Genomic DNA, 18,779 nt, shown 5'->3' on the forward strand with positions numbered 1-18,779 from the left:
GCCTCAGGGATGCTGTGGCTGGGACGGTGCTGTCGGAGCCGCTGGAGCTACTGGTTGGCTGGCAGGAGGATGGGCCAGAATGTCCCGCGTGTTGCCACCGCTGGAGGCCCCACGGTTCAGCACGGCCAGACATAGGCAGAGAATCATGAAAATGGCAGCCAGAACGGCCGTACCGCGGGTCAGCAGGGTGGCTGTCCCCCGGCCGGACATGAAGGAGCCAAGTCCCTGACTGCTGCCAACGCCGAGACCACCGCCTTCGCTACGCTGGATCAGGATAATGCCGATGAGGGCCAGGGCAACCAGAACAGTGAGGATAAGCAGTAATGTGGTCATGCAGTCAGGTCCAACAGGTTATGGGGAAGGCTGAGGCGTTGTTGCTTCAGCCGCAGCGCCAATGATGTCCAGGAAGCTTCGTGCCTCGAGGCTGGCACTGCCGACAAGCACCCCATCCACTGCCTCTATGGACATGATGGAGGGAGCCTGCACGGAAGTTACAGACCCGCCATACAGGACCGGAACACGAATGTCATCCGTCATGAGTCTCATTGGCAGCAGGGCACGGATCAGCTGGAGCTTTCTCTGGAGCTCTTCCCGGGAGGGTGTGATACCACTGCCGATGGCCCAGACAGGCTCATAGGCCACGATTCCACGGAAGCCCCGTGTTAGGGAGCCCTCAATCTGTGTGGAAAGTACGCTGGCGGCCCGACCTTCGTTCCGTTCAGCCAGATGTTCGCCAATGCAGACGATTGGCGTCAGTCCGGCTGCCGTGGCGGCCTTGACCTTCTGACGGATGACTGCGTCCGTCTCCCCATGGTTCTGGCGCCGTTCGGAATGCCCCAGGATGACATAGCGTGCTCCCATGTCCCGGATCATCGGGGCGGAAATATCCCCCGTGAAGGGCCCGGAGGAGGCCGGGTAACAGTCCTGTGCCCCCAGGGCCAGCTGCTCGTGGGGCAGGCAGACTTCCTTCAGGGCCTGATGGACACCATCGAGCTGCGTGAAAGGCGGACAGATGATGGTGTGAAGGTGGGCTGGCGGCGGGGCTTCTTTCATGCCATGGGCAATGTCCCGTGCGAGCTGTAGGCCGTGCTCGTGGCGAGCCTGCATTTTCCAGTTCCCAATGACGAATTTGGGTACGGTGGTCATTCTGCTCTCCCCGGTCGGCACGATGCATCCACTGCGCATGAGCAGAGAAGGGACACGCCGTGCTGGTCAATCTGTGTCGGCATCTCTATGCTGGGGCAGCTTAGCGGGTTTTCCCGGCTAATGCTATTCTGCCATCAGTAAAGTGATATGCGTCTTCGATGATTACTGCCCTGCGTCATTTCCTGGTTGACTCCTGGCTCGGCCGGGTGATCGCCTTAATGGTTTTCGTGTCTTTTGTTGTACTGGGAGGCACCTTTTTTGGGCTGGGCGGCGGCATGGCCGGTCTGGGCGGTGATACCGTGGTGCAGGTCGGAGCACACAAGGTCACCCCTGCCGAGTTTCAGAAAGCCATCCAGAATCAGGTTGCCTCTGTCATTCAGCAGACGGGTGGTTCGGCTGAATTCCTGAAGACCCCGCAGGGACGGCAGGAGATCGGTCATACGGCCCTGCGCAGTCTCATTCTGGTGCATGAGGGAGAACTGGCTGGCAGGCGGAATGGCCTCAATCCTGGGGATGAAACGATTCGTGGGGTTGTTTTTGCCATGCCGGATTTCCAGGATCCCAGTGGCCGCTTTGACCCGCAGAAGATGGAGGCGGTGCTCGGGCGTAACAATATGAGTCATCAGGATCTGACGCAGGAAGTACGGCGCATGCTTTATGGTAGTGCCACTCTGCTTGCATTCGGTAAAACCGTGCAGCCCCCGGCGCAGGAGCTGGATTGGTTGATGAACTATATCGGTCATGGCGCCGTGGTGGATATGGTGCGTCTGCCGTTCTCTCTGGGAGAGGTGTCTGCCCAACCGACTGATGGGCAGCTGAAGCGTTATTATCAGAACCATCTCTGGCAGTTCCGGCAGCCGGAGTACCGTCATGCCCGGATCGTGATCATGACGGCAGGCAGTGTCGCAAAGACGATCCAGATTTCTGATGAGGACCTCCAGGCGGTATACAGGATGAAGATGCAGGACCCCGCCGAGGCGGCCCGGCATAACAGTCCGGAACTGCGCTCCATTGAGGTGCTGGCCGTGACGGATGAGGCTACGGCAAAGAGTCTGGCGGCAGCATGGCGGGGAGGGCAGTCTTGGGCGGCTTTGCAGAAGCAGCACCCCAAAGCCATTCCTGCCACGTTGAATGACGCCCGTCTGACCGATCTGCCTGATGAGGCCTTGGGCAAGGCAGCGTTTGCCACGCCGGAGGGTCATGTTTCCGCACCTGTTCGTACGGCCGCTGGCTGGAGCGTGGTACATGTGCTGTCCGTCAAGCCTGCGAGACATGCCAGTTTTGAAAGCCTGAAGGACAGTCTCCGTGAGGATCTGGCCAATGAACGGGCGGCGGCCATGCTGAAGGACCGTCAGAGAGCCTTTGAGGAGGCCGTGGCCGGGTCTGTCACGCTGGACAAGGTTCCGGCAGACATTGGTGCTTTCCCTCTGGAAGGCAGTCTGGATTCCCATGGTAATCTGCCGGGCGGGGAGCCTGCTCCTTTGCCGGGTGATGCTGCCCTGCGTCAGGCTCTGATAGAGCAGGTCTTCAGTCAGAAGAAAGATGAGCCGCCGCATGTCGTGACCGGACCGGATGGCAGTGCTTTTGCCGTGCTGGTGGATGGTGTCACGCCGGGCAGGCAGGAGCCGTACGAGGCCGTGCAGCAGGCCGTCAAGGATGCCTGGCTGGCGGATGCCCGGAAACACGCCACTGAGCAGAGGGTCACCGCCTTGTATCAGCAGGCGAAAAAAGAGGGGCTGCGTCAGGCTCTGGCAGGACAGAAAGAGGAAGCCATGCTCCAGAAGGATGAGCATTTTTCTCGCCTCCAGCTGCGGAACGATGTGCCCGCCCTCATTCTCAGGGCGGCGCTTGAGCAGAAACAGGGACAGACAGCCATGCTCCAGGAGGGAGATGGCTACTGGCTTGTCAATGTGACAGGGCAGTATGCGGAATCACCGACCATGATGCAGGCCATCCGGCAGCGTCAGGCAAGCCTGATAGCCGGGGCTTACCGCAATGATCTTCAGGAGACGCTGGGCATGTCCTATACCCGGGAGGCTCCTCCCCGTCATTTCAATGCAGCTCTGTTCAGTGATGTGAACGAGAGGGTGCTGAGCATGATTTCAGGAAGGTTGGGCCAGCAGTGAGCAGGATATTACATAGGGTAGAAGCAGCCGATCTGCTGACACCGCTCTCGGTTTTTCTCCGTCTTTCCCGTCTGGTGGATGATCCGTACCGCCTCTTTTTCGAGAGTGTGGAGGGAGGCGCTGCCAGAGGGCGGTATTCCATCATAGCCCTGCTGCCGGATACGATCTGGCGCTGCAAGGATGGTCAGGCATTCCGTGATGGAAGGCCGGAAGAGGCGGCTCCATTGGTGTCGCTGAAGGCTCTGCTTGATGAGAGCCGTATGGACCTGCCGGAGGGGTTGCCCCCGATGATTGGGGGTGTCTTTGGCGTGCTGGGCTATGACATGGTCCGGCAGATGGAAGACCTTCCCAACCCGCCGCCGAATGACCTGGACCTGCCAGAAGGGGTGATGATCCGTCCCCGGCTGTTTGCTGTGTTCGATACGGTGCGGGACGAGCTGATTCTGGCCACCCCGTTGCGTGATGGCATGGCCAGGGCAGAAGGGGAGGCGCTGCTGGAGAAGGCTGTGGCCGCTCTGCGGCAGCCCGTTGCTGACCCGGCAGAGACCCTGCCAGAGGGAACCCGGCTGGCGGAGCCTGTTTCCAACATCACGCATGAGGCTTTTCTCCAGAAGGTGAGGACGGCGCAGGATTATATTGCAGCGGGTGATGCCTTCCAGATTGTTCCGAGCCAGCGTTTCACGACAGCGTTTCCCCTGTCGTCACTGGCCCTGTATCGCAGTTTGCGGCGCATCAATCCGGCACCGTTCCTGTTTTTGATGGAGCTGGGTGAATTCACCCTCGTAGGGTCGTCCCCGGAGATTCTGGTGCGGATGCGGGATGGTATCGTAACGGTCCGTCCTCTGGCCGGAACCCGGCCCCGCGGGCGGGATCGGGCCCATGATCTGGCACTGGAGAAAGAGCTGCTCGCTGATGGCAAGGAGCTTGCCGAGCATCTCATGTTGATCGACCTGGGCAGGAACGACGTGGGGCGTGTGTCCCAGCTCGGGACCGTGGAGGTGCCCGACCGTTTCGTGGTGGAGCGCTACAGCCATGTCATGCATATTTCATCGACCGTGACGGGCCGGGTGAAGCCGGGGTGCGGGGCGCTGGATGCTCTCTCGGCTGCTTTCCCGGCGGGAACGCTGACCGGGGCGCCGAAGATACGCACCATGGAAATCATTGACGAGCTGGAGCCCACCCGGCGTGGCCCTTATGCCGGGTGTGTCGGCTATTTCGGAGCGGATGGTGACATGGATACCTGCATCGGTCTGCGCATGGCCCTGCTGAAGGATGGCCAGATGCATGTGCAGGCCGGTTGCGGTGTCGTGGCGGAATCTGACCCTGAGGCGGAATATCAGGAGACGAGAGCCAAGGCCCGGGCGCTCTTCACTGCTGCGGAGGCGGCCATTGGTCAGGCTGTTCATAATGGGCAGCAGGCGTTTTCTGGGGAAGGGGGGTGTAATTCCTTATCCCGCACATCATCTGAGAAAGCAGATATGACCTCTGGATGTGAGGAGAGAGTCAGATGATCCTGCTGATTGATAACTATGACAGTTTCACTTTCAATCTGGTGCATCATTTCGGAGCACTGGGTGTGGAATGTGCGGTGAAACGGAATGATGCGCTGACCGCAGACCGGGCGCTGGAGATGAATCCTTCTGCCATTGTGCTGTCTCCCGGCCCCTGTTCTCCCGATGAAGCGGGTATCTGCTGTGAGCTGATTGAAAAAGCAGCGGGGAAGGTCCCCGTGCTGGGTGTCTGTCTGGGCCACCAGTCCATTGGGCAGGTCTTCGGGGCGAAGGTCGTCCGGTCTGCCGTGCCGATGCATGGCAAGATCAATGCCATCCATCACGATGGCAGCGGGGTCTTTGCCGGACTGCCCGACCCGGTGGATATGGTGCGCTATCACAGCCTGACGCTGGACCCGGACAGCATACCGGATTCGCTCATCGTCAATGCAAGGACGGAGGATGGTGTTATCATGGGGGTCCGTCACCGGGAGCATCCGATCCATGGTGTGCAGTTCCACCCTGAAAGCATTGCCTCCAATTCCGGGCGTGACCTTCTGGCCAACTTTTTGCGACTGGCCAATGTTCTTCCGCAGAAAGAGGGTGCAACTGGCTGATGGGCGGGCAGGAGAAGCCATTTGCGTCTTTTCTCAGGAAAGTCGCCGCCAGAAAGGAGCTGGATGTTTCTGAGGCGGAGCAGGCTTTCAGGCTCATCATGCAGGGAGCCGTTTCGGATATTGAACTTGCCGCTTTCCTGATGGCCCTTCAGATACGGGGAGAGACCGTTGAGGAGCTTTCAGGTGCTGTGCAGGCCGTGCGGCAGAGTATGCAGGCCTTGCAGAACGTGCCGGATGACACGGTGGATGTCTGCGGCACAGGGGGCGATGGCCTGGGAACATTGAATGTCTCCACAGCCACGGCCTTTGTTCTGGCTGGGCTGGGCGTGCCCGTGGCCAAGCACGGGGGGCGGGCCCTGTCTTCCAGGGCCGGGGCAACGGATGTTCTGGAAGCTCTGGGGATTCCTGCCGATGCGGACCATGCCCGGCAGGAAAAACGTCTGAGGCAGGAAAATCTCGCTTTTCTGGCAGCGCCGTTCCATCACCCGGCCATGCGTGTGGCTGCACCTGTTCGCAAACAGCTTGGTTTCAGGACACTCTTCAACCTTCTGGGGCCGCTCTGCAATCCGGCGCGGGTCCGGCGGCAGCTGGTGGGCGTGTTTGATGAAGTCTGGTGCCGGCCAGTGGCCCGGGTGCTGGGTGAGCTGGGGGCTGTTTCCGCTTGGGTTGTGCATGGTCATACGGATGAAGGCGGAATTGATGAACTGACTCTCGCCGGCCCAACACACAATGATGTGTGGGAGAATGGGGAGATCATTTCTTTTGACCTGACACCGGAAATGGCCGGTCTGCCGCATTACGGCATTGCCGCCCTGAAGGGGGGAGACCCCATCTGCAATGCCCAGCGCATGAGGGCTCTTTTTGCAGGAGAAACAGGCTGTTATCGGGATACGGTGCTGTTGAATGCAGCTGTTGGCCTGCATGTTGCCGGGCGGGGGAATCTGCTTGAGAGTGGCCGTCTCTCTGTTCCCGCTCTGAGGCGCAACGTGGCCGAGGCAGCCCGCTCCCTTGATGAAGGGCTGGCCCGGAAGGCTTTAATCCGGGCTCAAACGGGTGTAAGTGCTCAGGACTGAACGCTAGAACCGTTCGGTAATGTTCCAAGGTAAAGATTCAGGACGATCATGATTTTTTTGCCACAGCGGTCGATGGCTGCTTTTGCCCCTGCAGAGGATGGTGGACAGGTTCCGGCTTCTGATGTCCCTTCAAATGGTGATGCACAGGAGGCGGTAGCGTCGGAAGTCCCCCAGCCTGCCACACCAGGTAGCGGGGAGAGCGGCGGTGATGTGCTGGAGCGCATCTGTGCCCGGACCCGCCTTGATGTCGAGCAGCGGATGCAGGTGATGCCGCTGAAGGAGATTGCTGCCAAGGCAAAGGAAGTCTCCATGCCGACCCGTGGGTTTGGTCAGGCCCTTCAGCATATTACGGCTGACAGGCGTGTGGGACTCATCGCAGAGGTGAAAAACGCATCTCCATCGGCAGGAATCCTGCGGCCTGAGTATGATCCGGCGCAGATCGCCCGGTCCTATCAGAATGCTGGGGCAAGCTGTATTTCCGTTTTGACGGAAGGGTCCTGTTTCCACGGGAGTGCGGAAGACCTTCAGGCCGTCCGTGCTGCATGCAGCCTTCCGATCCTGCGGAAGGATTTCATCCTTGAGCCATGGCAGGTTCATGAGAGCCGCCTCATCGGGGCGGACTGCATCCTGCTTATCATGGCCGCCCTGAAGGAAGATGAGGCTGTTGAGCTGATCGCTCTGGCCCGTGGTCTGGACATGGATGTGCTGCTTGAGGTGCACAACGAAGAAGAGCTGAATCGAGCGCTTGCTTATGACAGTTTCCTGATCGGCATCAACAACAGGAACCTCAAGACATTGAAGACGGACATTCAGACGACGCTGGACCTTGCTCCGCAGGTTCCGCCGGATCGTCTTGTCGTGTCCGAGAGTGGCATTGCCACGCCGGATGATCTGGCCAAGGTTGGCGAGGCAGGGTGCAGTGCCGTTCTGGTCGGAGAATCACTGTTGCGTGAGGAAGATCCGGGGCTTGCAGCCCGCAGGCTGCTTGGTTTCTGAAAAGAGTACCGGTCCGGTATAAAAAATGGTTGGAGGGGGTCTCGGATAGCTAGCTTTTGGAAGGGACTGTTGTTACAAGTCCGCCCTATCTGAAATCGTCAACCGCGGGAGAGTGTCATGGGTTCTATGACGGACGCGCCGAACCGGCAGAATGGCCCGGCGCTATCACGGGAGGAAATGGAGCGTGCCTACAGGGAAATGCTCCTTGTGCGTCGCTTCGAGGAAAAGGCCGGCCAGCTGTATGGCATGGGGCTGATCGGTGGCTTCTGCCATCTTTATATCGGTCAGGAAGCTGTTGTGGCTGGTATCGGTCTCGCCATGAAGAAGGGCGACCGTTCCATCACCTCCTATCGTGATCACGGGCAGATGCTGGTGGCTGGCATGACGGCCCGTGGCGTCATGGCGGAGCTCACAGGCCGTTCAGGGGGGTATTCCCACGGCAAGGGTGGCTCCATGCACATGTTTTCAAAGGAACAGGAGTTCTACGGAGGGCATGGTATTGTCGGAGCGCAGGTGGCCATCGGGACCGGCCTTGCCCTGACGAGTGCCTACAAGAAGGATGGTGCCGTTTCCATCGTGTATTTCGGTGAGGGTGCGTCCAATCAGGGGCAGGTTTATGAGAGCTTCAATCTCGCCGCCCTGCACAAGCTTCCCTGCCTTTATGTGATCGAGAACAACCGTTACGGCATGGGGACTTCCATTGAGCGCTCCTCCGCCTCCAAGGACCTCTCGAAGAATGCCGCTCCGTGGGGAATTCCATCCCGTAAGGTGGATGGCATGGATGTGGCCGCCGTTTATCAGGCCGCCAAGGAAGCCATGGAGCATTGCCGCTCCGGCAAGGGGCCGTTCCTGCTGGAGATGGAAACTTACCGCTATCGTGGCCATTCTATGTCCGACCCGGCGAAGTACCGCCAGCGGTCCGAGGTGGACGAGATGCGCCGGACACGTGACCCGATCGAAACGCTGAAAGCAGAAATGATCAAGCACGGGATTGATGAAGCCTTCTTCAAGGCAGTGGAACAGGATGTGAAGGCCACTGTGAAGGATGCTGCCGAATTTGCAGAAACCAGCCCTGAGCCGGATGCATCCGAGCTCTGGACCGACGTTCTGGTGGGGGAATAACTCATGGCCTCTCCTATTCTCATGCCTGCTCTCTCCCCGACGATGGAGGAGGGAACACTGGCCCGCTGGGTCAAGAAAGAAGGTGATGTGGTCAAGCCCGGCGAAGTGATCGCCGAGATCGAGACCGACAAGGCCACCATGGAAATGGAAGCCGTCGAGGAAGGCGTTCTGGGGCGTATCCTCGTCACCGAGGGAACGGACCACGTGGCGGTGAACACGCCCATCGCCGTCCTGCTGGAGGAAGGTGAGGACGCTTCTGCAGCGGACGGGCTGGACCTCGGTCCCAAGGCTGGCTCTGCTTCCAAGGTGGAAAAGAACGTTCCTGCCCAGACGCCCGCACCACAGGCTCCGGCCAGCACCTCCACGACCGATCTGGTCGAGCCTGAATGGGGGGAGACGGCCGAGATCACCGTGCGTGAGGCTCTGCGTGATGCCATGGCTGCCGAGATGCGTCGTGATGAGGACGTGTTCCTGCTCGGTGAGGAAGTGGCCCAGTATCAGGGTGCCTACAAGGTCAGTCAGGGCCTTCTGGATGAATTCGGTGCAAAGCGTGTCATGGACATGCCCATCACGGAGCATGGCTTCACCGGCATGGCCGTTGGTGCCGCCCTGTCCGGTGTGAAGCCGATCGTCGAATTCATGACGATGAACTTCTCCCTTCAGGCTGTGGACCACATCATCAACTCTGCCGCCAAGACACGTTACATGTCCGGTGGTCAGATGTCCTGTCCGATCGTGTTCCGTGGTCCCAACGGAGCAGCGGCCCGTGTCGGGGCGCAGCATTCCCAGTGCTTTGGCAGCTGGTATGCCCACATTCCGGGCCTGAAGGTCGTGGCCCCGTGGTCTGCGGCAGATGCCAAGGGCCTGCTCCGTGCCGCCATCCGTGATCCGAACCCGGTCGTGGTTCTGGAAAACGAGATCATGTACGGCAAGAAGTTCCCATGCCCGGTGGATGAGGATTTCATCCTGCCGATCGGCAAGGCCAAGATCGAGCGTGAAGGCAAGGACGTGACGCTGGTCGCTTTCTCCATCATGGTTGGCGTGGCTCTGGAAGCTGCCGAGCTTCTGGCCGAGCAGGGCATTGAGGCCGAGGTGATCAACCTGCGGACCCTGCGTCCGCTCGATACGGAAACGATCATCAAGAGCGTGAAGAAGACGAACCGCATCGTGTCGGTGGAAGAAGGCTGGCCGGTTGCGGGCATCGGGTCCGAAATCTGCACGGTTGCCGTCGAGCAGGCCTTTGACTGGCTGGATGCCCCTCCGGCCCGTGTCTGCGGGCTGGATATTCCTCTCCCTTATGCAGCAAATCTGGAGAAGCTGGCCCTGCCCAAGCCGGAATGGATTGTTGAGGCTGTGCGCAAGCAGTTTGGAGACTGAAACCGATGGCAATCAATATTTTAATGCCGGCCCTGTCTCCGACCATGACGGAAGGCACTGTCGCCCGTTGGCTTAAAAAAGAGGGTGACATGGTCCAGTCCGGCGATGTGATCGCCGAGATCGAGACCGACAAGGCGACCATGGAAGTGGAAGCGGCGGATGAGGGGATTCTTGGGAAGATCCTCATTCCGGAAGGGACCGAGCATGTGGCCGTGAAAACCCCGATCGCCATTCTGGTGGGTGAGGGGGAAGATGTTCCGGAGGCTCCGGCTGCCGGGACAAAGCCGGAACCGGAAAAGAAGGCCGGGGTAAAGGACGAGACTCCCGCCCCGATTGAGATTTCCTCTTTCGACCCGGACAAGAAGCCGGCTGCACCTGAAAAAGGCAAAGGGGAGCGCATCTTCATTTCTCCTCTGGCCCGTCGCATTGCCAAGGAGCATGGGGTTGATATTGCCAGCCTGGCAGGGACAGGCCCCAATGGCCGCATCCTGCGGCGTGACGTGGAGAAGGCGAAGGGGCAGAAGCCTGCTCCGGCTGCGTCGTCTGCGACAGCTCCGGCAGCTGGTCATGTGGAGCATGTGAAGCATTCCGGGATGCGGAAGGTGATTGCCCGCCGCCTGACGGAATCCAAGACACAGGTGCCGCATTTCTATGTCTCTGTTGATATCGAGCTGGATGCCCTGCTGTCCCTGCGCAGCCGCCTGAACAAGGCTCTGGAGGCAGAGGGCTGCAAGATTTCTGTCAATGACATGATGATCAAGGCCGTGGCTCTTGCCCTGAAGAAGCTGCCGGGCCTGAACGTCCAGTTCACCGAGACCGAGATGCTGCATTTCGAGGATGTGGACATTTCCATGGCCGTCTCCGTGCCGGATGGGCTGGTGACGCCGGTCATCCGGCAGGCTGACCGCAAGAGCCTCAGGGAGATCAGTCAGGAGGCCCGCAGTCTTGCGACCCGTGCCCGTGACGGCAAGCTCTCGCCTGAGGACTATCAGGGTGGAACATTCTCCATCTCCAACATGGGCATGTTTGGCGTGAAGGACTTCGCCGCCATCATCAATCCGCCGCAGGCTGCCATCCTTGCGGTTGCTTCGGGTGAGAAACGCCCCGTGGTGCGGGATGGTGAGCTGGCCGTGGCAACCGTCATGACGGCCACGCTCTCGGTGGATCATCGTGCCGTGGATGGTGCTCTTGGTGCGCAGTGGCTCAATACGCTGCGTGACCTCATTCAGAACCCTTATTCTCTGGTGCTTTGATCATGTCCGACCTTTTTGATCTTGTTGTGATCGGTGGTGGCCCGGGGGGCTATGTGGCCGCACTGCGGGCCAGCCAGCTTGGCATGAATGTGGCTCTGGTGGAGAGTACCCACATGGGTGGCGTGTGCCTCAACTGGGGCTGCATCCCCACCAAGGCCCTGCTGCGCTCCGCCGAGGTGTATCATACGCTCGGCCATCTCCAGGAGTACGGTCTTTCTGCCAACCAGCCGTCCTTTGACCTCGCAGCCATCGTGAAACGGTCCCGTGGCGTGGCGGAGCGGATGGGGAAGGGCGTGGCTCATCTGCTGAAGAAAGCCAAGGTCACGACCTTTGATGGCCGTGGCAGGCTGGCCGGTCGTGCTGGTGAGGCGCATAAGGTCTCCATCACGAAGGATGGCAAGGAAACGGCCCAGATCCGTGCGCCTCATGTCATTCTGGCCACCGGGGCACGGGGGCGTCAGCTTCCCGGGCTTGAGACGGACGGCAAGCTTGTCTGGGGTGCCCGTGAGGCCATGACGCCGGATACGCTGCCCAAGCGGCTTCTGGTCATCGGTTCTGGTGCCATTGGCATCGAGTTTGCCTCTTTCTATCGTGATCTTGGCTGTGAGGTCACGATTGCTGAAGTGGCTGACCGTATCCTCATGACCGAGGATGCCGAGATCAGCGCACAGGCGCACAAGGCGTTCGAGAAGCGTGGCATGACCATCCATACGGGTGCGAAGGTTGGTCCGCTGAAGAAGGGGGCCAATGAGGTCTCCACCACGATCGAGACGGCAAAAGGCAAGGTTGACCTGACGGTGGATCGTGTGATCTGCGCCGTGGGCATCGTCGGTAACGTGGAAGACCTCGGCCTCGAGGGGACGAAGGTCAAGGTGGACCGTTCGCACATCCAGACGGACGAGTTCTGCCGCACGGGTGAGCCGGGCATCTATGCCATCGGTGACGTGGCGGCTCCGCCGTGGCTGGCCCACAAAGCAAGCCATGAAGGTGTGATCTGCGTCGAGAAGATCAGCGGACGCTCTCCGGAGCCTCTCCATGCTCGCAACATTCCGGGCTGCATCTATGCCCGTCCGCAGGTGGCTTCCGTGGGGCTGAGCGAGGAGAAGGCCAAGGCAGAGGGCTACAAGGTCCGTGTCGGGCGGTTCCCCTTCCTGGCCAACGGCAAGGCCGTGGCCATGGGTGAGCCTGAAGGCATGACCAAGACGGTCTTTGACGCCGAGACGGGCGAGCTGCTCGGTGCCCATATGATCGGCTCCGAAGTTACGGAGATGATCCAGGGGTATGTCATTGCCCGTACGGGCGAGCTGACCGATGCCGAGCTTATGGAAACGGTCTTCCCGCATCCGACCATCTCGGAGACGATGCACGAAGCCGTTCTTGCCGCTTATGAGGGTGCTCTGCACATCTGATTCATGGTCCAGCGTATCGTCATCAATCATCAGCGGGAGCGTATGGCGGCCATACGGCATCCTGAGAAGGCTCACCGGCCGGACAACCCCATCCAGAAGAAACCTTCATGGATCAGGGTGAAGGCTCCGGGGAGCAATCCCGTCTATGATGAGACAAGAGAGCTGATGCGCACGCATGGCCTGGCGACCGTCTGCGAGGAAGCAGCCTGCCCGAATATCGGGGAGTGCTGGTCCCAGCGCCATGCGACCATGATGATCATGGGTGAGATATGCACGAGGGCCTGTGCCTTCTGCAATGTCACGACGGGCCTTCCCAACCGGCTGGACCCTGATGAACCTGCCCATGTGGCGGAGGCTGTGGCCAAGCTGGGGCTGAAGCATGTGGTCATCACATCGGTGGACCGTGATGACCTGCCTGATGGCGGGGCGCAGCATTTTGCCGATGTGATCGCTGCCATCAGGGCTGCGTCGCCCGGTACGACCATAGAAATCCTGACACCCGATTTCCTGCGGAAGCCGGGTGCGCTGGAGGTGGTCGTGGAAGCCCGGCCGGATGTGTTCAACCACAATATCGAGACGGTGCCCCGGCTCTATCCGGGGATACGCCCGGGGGCCCGTTATTATCAGTCAGTCCGTCTTCTGGATGAGGCCAAGAAGCTTGATCCGTCCATCTTCACGAAGTCCGGCATGATGCTGGGGTTGGGTGAAGAGAAGATGGAGGTGGCGCAGGTGATGGATGATTTCCGGATTGCCGATGTCGATTTTCTGACACTGGGTCAGTATCTCCAACCCACTGTCAAACATGCGGCAGTGAAAGCCTTCGTCACGCCTGATGAATTTGCTGATTACGGTGCCATGGCCCGGGCGAAGGGGTTTCTTCAGGTCAGCTCGTCTCCGCTGACCCGGTCCTCCTATCATGCGGACCGGGACTTTGCCGAGCTGCGTGAGGCCCGGGAACGTCGTTTGAAAAAGGGTCAGGGCTGATGCCGACACACGCTGAACAGAGAGTGATTCCCTATTCTGCTGAGCAGCTTTTTGATCTGGTAGCTGATGTTGGCAAGTATCCCGAGTTTCTGCCCTGGTGCGTGCGATCGGTCGTTCGGTCACGTACGGAAGACGAGCTGCTGGCCGACCTGACAATCGGCTTCGGGCCGTTCAGGGAAAGCTATACGAGCCGTGTGCGGCTGGAGCGTCCCCATCGTATCGTCGTGGGGTATGAGCGTGGTCCTTTCAAACATCTCAAGAATGTCTGGACCTTCACACCGGAGGGGCAGGGCTGCCGTGTCGATTTCTTCGTGGATTTTGAGTTCCGGTCCCGCCTTCTGAGGAATGCCATCGGCATGGTCTTCAATGAGGGGGTCCGCTTGATGGTCAAGGCTTTTATTACCCGGGCCGGGGCAATCTATGGGCCTCCCGGAGGGAATGCAGGCTGACAGGACCAGCAGACGAAAGATCTGTTGCCCGGTCTGGATGGGGTGGACTTACAGACCTGTTTTTTATGTAATATTTCTTTTAGTGCTGTGTGGATTGTTTTGCAGAAGTATTCGTCCTACACTGCCCCCATCGTCACATGGAAGGACGATTGAGGAGGATTTTATGAAGAAACTGTCTCTCTCTGCTGTCGCTCTGATCGGCCTGACAGCTGCTGCTGCTCCGGCTTTTGCTGCTGATGCCCATCATGCTCGCCATCACCATCATCATGGCAAGAAGTGCAACATGAAGCATGGCCAGAAGAAGGAAGACGGCAAGGCTCCGCAGGCTACTGAAGATCTGAACGCATCTTCCCTGCAGAAGTCCCAGCCTGCTGCTCCGGCTCTGGAAGCCACTCCGGCCCAGCCTGCTGCTCCGGCTCCGGAAGCTGCTCCGGCCAACTGATCCAGGCCTGTTTCTGGCAGTGGAAAAGCGGTCCCGTCTGGGACCGCTTTTTTTTATGATTCGTCCCTAAAAGATCAATGGGTCAGGAGAAGTGCATAAAGGGACATGTCTGTCATGATGTGCTCGATATAAACCCGTGTTTCCTTATAGGGGATGAGGAGAATCCAGCGCAGCAGACTGTCTTCATCTTCAAGTGTTGGAGACGTGGGGCTGCCTATTTCGTCCTGCCACCGCCTGGAGCGGCCAGGCCCGGCATTGTAGGCGGCCAGTGCGTAGGGCAAAACCTGACCGAACTGGGCCTGAAGGTCCTCCATGAAAAGGCTGCCGATCGTCGTGTTGATGTTGGGGTCCAGCAGGTCGGCAGGGGATGTCAGCTGATACGGTAGAGCATGGCGTTTTGTTGTCCGGATGGCTGTTGGCAGGAGAAGCTGCGTGAGGCCAAGTGCATGGCGGGGGCTGACGGCGTATTCATCCATGCTGCTTTCCTGGCGGATCAGGGCTGGCATGAGGCTCTGGGGCAGGGAAGTGGGAACCATGACACGGGGTGACGGATAGCCTCCCGGATAGAAGGCGATACCCTGCCGGGCCAGCTGTCGGGCCACGAGGATGGCGGGCTTGGGCAGGCCAAGTCTGGTTGAAAGGCGTGCTATGGCTGGCTGTCCCGCCCGGTCATCCTGTGTCCTGCCCTGAAGATAGGTCAGGAACAGGGTAGCATTCTGGTTGTCACCAGCCTGTTGCAGCCGTGTTGCTGCCGCCATCAGATCAGGTCGTGGCGACTTTCCTGCTGGTGGCATGGGGGGCAGAGCAGCCAGTTGCTGTTTCAGCAGTGCGAGGAAACGCATGTCCCGGTTGGTGGCCGAGAGAAATGCTGTGTGCGTCAATCGTGCCAGAGCCATTTGGCCGTAAAAGGTGGTCGGCAGGGCTGCTGCTTTCCTGAAGAGTGGTCCGGCCTGGTCCGGGTGCTGGCTTTCCAGACTTCGGGCCTGCCAGTAGAGCCCTGCGGCCCGGTGGTTCAGGTCTGTTTCTGCTGCCAGCGCCTTGAAATGTGGCGCAGCCCGGTTGGGGTCATGCAGCAGCATGAGGGCGATATATCCGGCCATCATGTGGCTGTCTTCGGTCTGGCTGGAGGCAGGTATGGTGTCCAGCAGGGCAAAACCCGTCAATGCGGCATCATGTCTGCCGGAGCGTAACAGGGCCCGGACAAAATTTGTACGTTCGTCCTGCCATTGTGTGACCGTCGGCAGGGAGAGGGCACCGACGGACGTTGTGGGAAGCGGTTGCTGCCAGAGCTGGATGGCTTCATCCAGCCGGTCGTGAAGGCGCAGATATTTCAGTCGATAATAAACCAGCATGGCATCGCTGGAGGCATCCGTATTCTGGAAGGCAGCATCGGCGTCAGCCGTGGCAAAACGGTTGGCCAGCCGTGCTGTGAGGACAGGACGCAGAGCAGGAGGTGTTCGTCGAAGCTGCTCCCTGGCAAGGGTGACCGGGCCGTTGCGTTCCAGCCGCTCGTAGCGTTTCAGTTCATCATCGGCTGTCAGATGGGCTGAAAAACGGGTAAGGAAAAGCCCCTGTTCTGTCGGACCCATGTCTGTTTCCCGCCAGAGCCGACGTGCCTGGGTTGGGAGGTCCGGCAGAAAGGAGGCACAGGCGGCGAGAAGATCACTGCGCATGATGGGGAAGGCAGGACACAGGGCCTGACGTGCCTGCGCCGACGTTTCCATCAGCATGGCCCGTTCATACCGGCTTTCGATGCGTTTCTGCAACGGCCAGGCGGGTTGCTGGCGGAGAAAAGCCGCATAACGCTGGGCTGGGTAGGCCGTGCCTCCCGGGGCCGTCAGCGCTTTCCATTCATCCAGCCGGGATGGAGACGACGCGGATGGAACAGAAGGGGAAAGGCCGAGCTCTGCTTCCAGTGATCTGGAAGTGTCGCCCCATGCTGTCACGGTTGGAGCAGAACAGGCGAGGGCCAGAACGCATCGGAGGATTGTCCGCCCCGGTCTGCCTGGCGGTTTAATGGACGTTCGGAAAGCGGATATCATGATAGCCTTGGTAAAGAAGGTGCAGGCTGAGGCCGAGCATGATCAGGACGCCAACCCAGCCCAGCCAGCGCATCCGCAACAGGAGGGTGGGCGTATGGATGACGCCGACCGTGATGATCACGAGGGAAATGACGAGCCCGACAATGAGGATGATGTGGTGATGGATGGACATACAGGCGATGGCGAGAATATTGTCCAATCCGAGGGCGAGGTCCGCAATGATGATCTTGGGAATGGCCTCGGCCAGGCTGGTTGAGTGGCTGCTTGTCTCTTCCGGGACGGGGGACGTGAGGGCACGGTACAGTGTCCAGCTTGTCCAGAACAGCAGAACGCTGGCTATAAGTTTCGTGTAGGAAAAAATGAGGAGATCACTGAGGATCAGGGTCAGCCCGATCCTGAGAAATGCAGCCAGAGCCGTGCCGAAGATCAGAGCCTGCCGCCTGTAGCGCCGTATTTCTGCCTGTGTCTCGGAGGACTGGAAATTCTCATCGGTTCCGGTTGGTCTGATGCTGTCTATGATCCTCTTGAGGATGATCACGTTATAGCCGCTGAGGGCCAGATTCAGGAGGATGGTCAGACAGACCATCACGATGAAATGGAAAAGAGACATGATCACACGATCGTATTTGCAGTGTCCGGCCTGCCTTTGTCGGCCCTCCATTATAGCCAGAAATCTTTTCTGATGCAGTAAAATGATTTCTCCGGAGAAGATTGATAAAGACGGTTCTGCTTCCCTTCCTGTAAAAGCCGGTCTCTTTTCGCTGTCGGCTCTGGCAAGAGGGTACTGTTTGGGGTAAGCAGGGCTGGATTGCTTTTTCTGCAGGAGTTACGTCATGGTTCCCCGCTATTCGCGTCCTCGGATGACGGCCATCTGGTCACCGGTCAACCGTTACCGCATCTGGTTCGAGATTGAGGCTCTGGCCTGTGAGGCGCTTGCCAAGAGAGGGGAGATTCCGGAAGAAGCTGCCAGGATCATCCGCACGAAGGGTGATGAGGCCATGGCGGCCTTCTCCGAGGCTGATGTGGCCCGGATTGATGAGATTGAAGCCGAAACCCGCCATGACGTCATCGCCTTCCTGACATGGCTGGCAGAAAAGGTCGGACCGGAGAGCCGTTTTGTCCACATGGGCATGACATCTTCTGATGTCCTGGATACCTGTTTAGCCGTGCAGCTGACGCAGGCAGCCGATATTCTCCTGGAGGACATGGACATCCTTCTGGCTGCACTGAAGAAGCGTGCCCATGAGCACAAACATACCGTCACCATCGGGCGCAGTCACGGCATCCATGCTGAACCGATGAGCTTCGGTCAGAAGCTGGCCGGGCATTATGCCGAGTTTGCCCGCAACCGTCGCCGTCTTGAGGTGGCCCGTGAGGAAATCGCCGTCTGTGCCATTTCCGGTGCTGTGGGTACCTATGCCCATATCTCTCCCGAGGTGGAAGAATATGTGGCCAATCACCTGGGGCTGAAGGCGGAGGCCGTCTCCACGCAGGTGATCCCCCGTGACCGTCATGCGGCTTTCTTCTGCGCTCTGGGCGTGATCGCCAGCGGGATCGAGCGTCTGGCAACGGAAGTACGGCATCTCCAGCGCTCTGAGGTGCGTGAGGCAGAAGAATTCTTCCATGCCGGGCAGAAGGGCAGCTCGGCCATGCCCCACAAGCGGAACCCGGTCCTGTCCGAAAACCTGACGGGCCTGGCCCGTCTCATCCGCTCTTATGTCACTCCGGCGCTGGAGAATGTGGCCCTGTGGCACGAGCGTGACATCAGCCATTCCTCTGTGGAGCGGAACATCTGCCCGGATGGGACGGTCACGCTGGACTTCGCCCTGGCCCGCCTGTCCGGGATGATGGAGAAACTGGTGGTCTATCCAGACCAGATGCTTGCCAATGTGGAAAGCCTTGGTGGCGTGGTCCATTCTGGCGAGGTGCTGCTGGTTCTGGCCCGTGCTGGCATTTCCCGGGAGGATGCCTACCGGATCGTCCAGCGTGCCGCCATGGCAACATGGACGAAGCTCGGTACGCCAGAAGGCCGGACATTCCGTGAAAATCTGGAGGCTGATCCCGAGGTGGCCGGACGGGTCGAGAAGGCCGTGCTTGATGATGCTCTGGATCCCGCACGGCATCTCCGTGCAGTGGACCAGATATTTGCCCGCGTTTTTGGCTGAACAGCAGGGCCGGAGCTGCCGGCCTGATCTCAGGCTCGTCTAAGGGCGTCCAGCTGTGCTAGGCTGCCCGGACGACCTGTAGGTGCAT

The 18,779-nt window shown here is 59.5% G+C and carries 17 protein-coding genes; 13 read left to right on the plus strand and 4 right to left on the minus strand.

From position 1 onward, the window contains the following. Positions 1 to 3: 3 nt before the first annotated feature. Positions 4 to 333 carry a preprotein translocase subunit SecG gene (gene secG, locus J8Z04_RS06535; protein ID WP_192848094.1) on the minus strand — a complete coding sequence of 110 codons (330 nt, stop codon included), beginning with the start codon at positions 331 to 333 and terminating at the stop codon, positions 4 to 6. A gap of 18 nt (positions 334 to 351) precedes the next feature. Further along, positions 352 to 1,146: a triose-phosphate isomerase gene (tpiA, locus tag J8Z04_RS06540; protein ID WP_043560363.1), complete on the minus strand. Its 795-nt coding sequence runs from the start codon at positions 1,144 to 1,146 to the stop codon at positions 352 to 354. Between the two features lie 158 nt (positions 1,147 to 1,304). On the opposite strand from tpiA, the gene J8Z04_RS06545 reads away from it, so the two are divergent. The 12 genes from J8Z04_RS06545 (at position 1,305) to J8Z04_RS06600 (ending at position 14,484) form a co-directional block, all read left to right on the plus strand. Beyond that, positions 1,305 to 3,272, plus strand: a complete 1,968-nt coding sequence (locus tag J8Z04_RS06545; RefSeq protein WP_192848095.1) for a peptidyl-prolyl cis-trans isomerase — start codon at positions 1,305 to 1,307, stop codon at positions 3,270 to 3,272. Next, entirely contained in the window at positions 3,269 to 4,783 is a 1,515-nt protein-coding gene (locus J8Z04_RS06550; protein WP_192848096.1) for an anthranilate synthase component I family protein, read from the plus strand. Before J8Z04_RS06545 ends, J8Z04_RS06550 begins: the two co-directional genes overlap by 4 nt. Next, complete coding sequence (locus J8Z04_RS06555; protein ID WP_043560360.1) at positions 4,780 to 5,379, plus strand: anthranilate synthase component II; 600 nt, start codon at positions 4,780 to 4,782, stop codon at positions 5,377 to 5,379. Before J8Z04_RS06550 ends, J8Z04_RS06555 begins: the two co-directional genes overlap by 4 nt. Continuing rightward, a complete protein-coding gene (gene trpD, locus J8Z04_RS06560) occupies positions 5,379 to 6,452 on the plus strand; it encodes an anthranilate phosphoribosyltransferase (protein WP_192848097.1) in 1,074 nt (357 codons plus the stop codon). The genes J8Z04_RS06555 and trpD overlap by 1 nt, the downstream gene beginning before the upstream one ends. A 48-nt stretch (positions 6,453 to 6,500) precedes the next feature. Then, complete coding sequence (trpC, locus tag J8Z04_RS06565) at positions 6,501 to 7,448, plus strand: indole-3-glycerol phosphate synthase TrpC (RefSeq protein WP_212125596.1); 948 nt, start codon at positions 6,501 to 6,503, stop codon at positions 7,446 to 7,448. Positions 7,449 to 7,565: 117 nt separating this feature from the next. Further along, the gene (gene pdhA, locus J8Z04_RS06570; RefSeq protein WP_192848099.1) at positions 7,566 to 8,570 is read left to right on the plus strand and encodes a pyruvate dehydrogenase (acetyl-transferring) E1 component subunit alpha; all 1,005 of its coding nucleotides are present in this window, start codon (positions 7,566 to 7,568) and stop codon (positions 8,568 to 8,570) included. A gap of 3 nt (positions 8,571 to 8,573) precedes the next feature. Next, complete coding sequence (locus tag J8Z04_RS06575) at positions 8,574 to 9,947, plus strand: pyruvate dehydrogenase complex E1 component subunit beta (RefSeq protein WP_043560347.1); 1,374 nt, start codon at positions 8,574 to 8,576, stop codon at positions 9,945 to 9,947. 5 nt (positions 9,948 to 9,952) lie between these two features. After that, complete coding sequence (locus tag J8Z04_RS06580; RefSeq protein WP_192848100.1) at positions 9,953 to 11,200, plus strand: pyruvate dehydrogenase complex dihydrolipoamide acetyltransferase; 1,248 nt, start codon at positions 9,953 to 9,955, stop codon at positions 11,198 to 11,200. 2 nt (positions 11,201 to 11,202) lie between these two features. After that, positions 11,203 to 12,609, plus strand: a complete 1,407-nt coding sequence (gene lpdA / locus J8Z04_RS06585) for a dihydrolipoyl dehydrogenase (protein WP_081563099.1) — start codon at positions 11,203 to 11,205, stop codon at positions 12,607 to 12,609. A 3-nt stretch (positions 12,610 to 12,612) separates the two neighbouring features. Continuing rightward, positions 12,613 to 13,593 carry a lipoyl synthase gene (lipA, locus tag J8Z04_RS06590; protein ID WP_043560338.1) on the plus strand — a complete coding sequence of 327 codons (981 nt, stop codon included), beginning with the start codon at positions 12,613 to 12,615 and terminating at the stop codon, positions 13,591 to 13,593. Beyond that, entirely contained in the window at positions 13,593 to 14,042 is a 450-nt protein-coding gene (locus J8Z04_RS06595; RefSeq protein ID WP_043560335.1) for a type II toxin-antitoxin system RatA family toxin, read from the plus strand. The genes lipA and J8Z04_RS06595 overlap by 1 nt, the downstream gene beginning before the upstream one ends. Positions 14,043 to 14,205: 163 nt before the next feature. Further along, on the plus strand, positions 14,206 to 14,484 hold the full coding sequence (locus tag J8Z04_RS06600) for a hypothetical protein (RefSeq protein WP_192848101.1): 279 nt from the start codon (positions 14,206 to 14,208) through the stop codon (positions 14,482 to 14,484). A gap of 74 nt (positions 14,485 to 14,558) precedes the next feature. Here the strand turns inward: J8Z04_RS06600 and J8Z04_RS09460 are convergent, their stop codons facing one another. Together J8Z04_RS09460 and J8Z04_RS06610 are read right to left on the minus strand one after the other, a co-directional pair. Continuing rightward, the gene (locus J8Z04_RS09460; protein ID WP_192848102.1) at positions 14,559 to 16,430 is read right to left on the minus strand and encodes a lytic transglycosylase domain-containing protein; all 1,872 of its coding nucleotides are present in this window, start codon (positions 16,428 to 16,430) and stop codon (positions 14,559 to 14,561) included. A gap of 67 nt (positions 16,431 to 16,497) precedes the next feature. Further along, positions 16,498 to 17,187 (minus strand): TerC family protein, encoded by a 690-nt coding sequence (locus J8Z04_RS06610; protein ID WP_212125598.1) that lies wholly within the window; start codon positions 17,185 to 17,187, stop codon positions 16,498 to 16,500. Between the two features lie 172 nt (positions 17,188 to 17,359). Here J8Z04_RS06610 and purB point away from each other — a divergent pair, with 172 nt between their 5' ends. Next, complete coding sequence (purB, locus tag J8Z04_RS06615; RefSeq protein WP_192848104.1) at positions 17,360 to 18,691, plus strand: adenylosuccinate lyase; 1,332 nt, start codon at positions 17,360 to 17,362, stop codon at positions 18,689 to 18,691. Positions 18,692 to 18,779 lie beyond the last annotated feature (88 nt).

The organism is Bombella apis (genome assembly GCF_018221685.1).
Lineage (GTDB): Bacteria > Pseudomonadota > Alphaproteobacteria > Acetobacterales > Acetobacteraceae > Bombella > Bombella apis.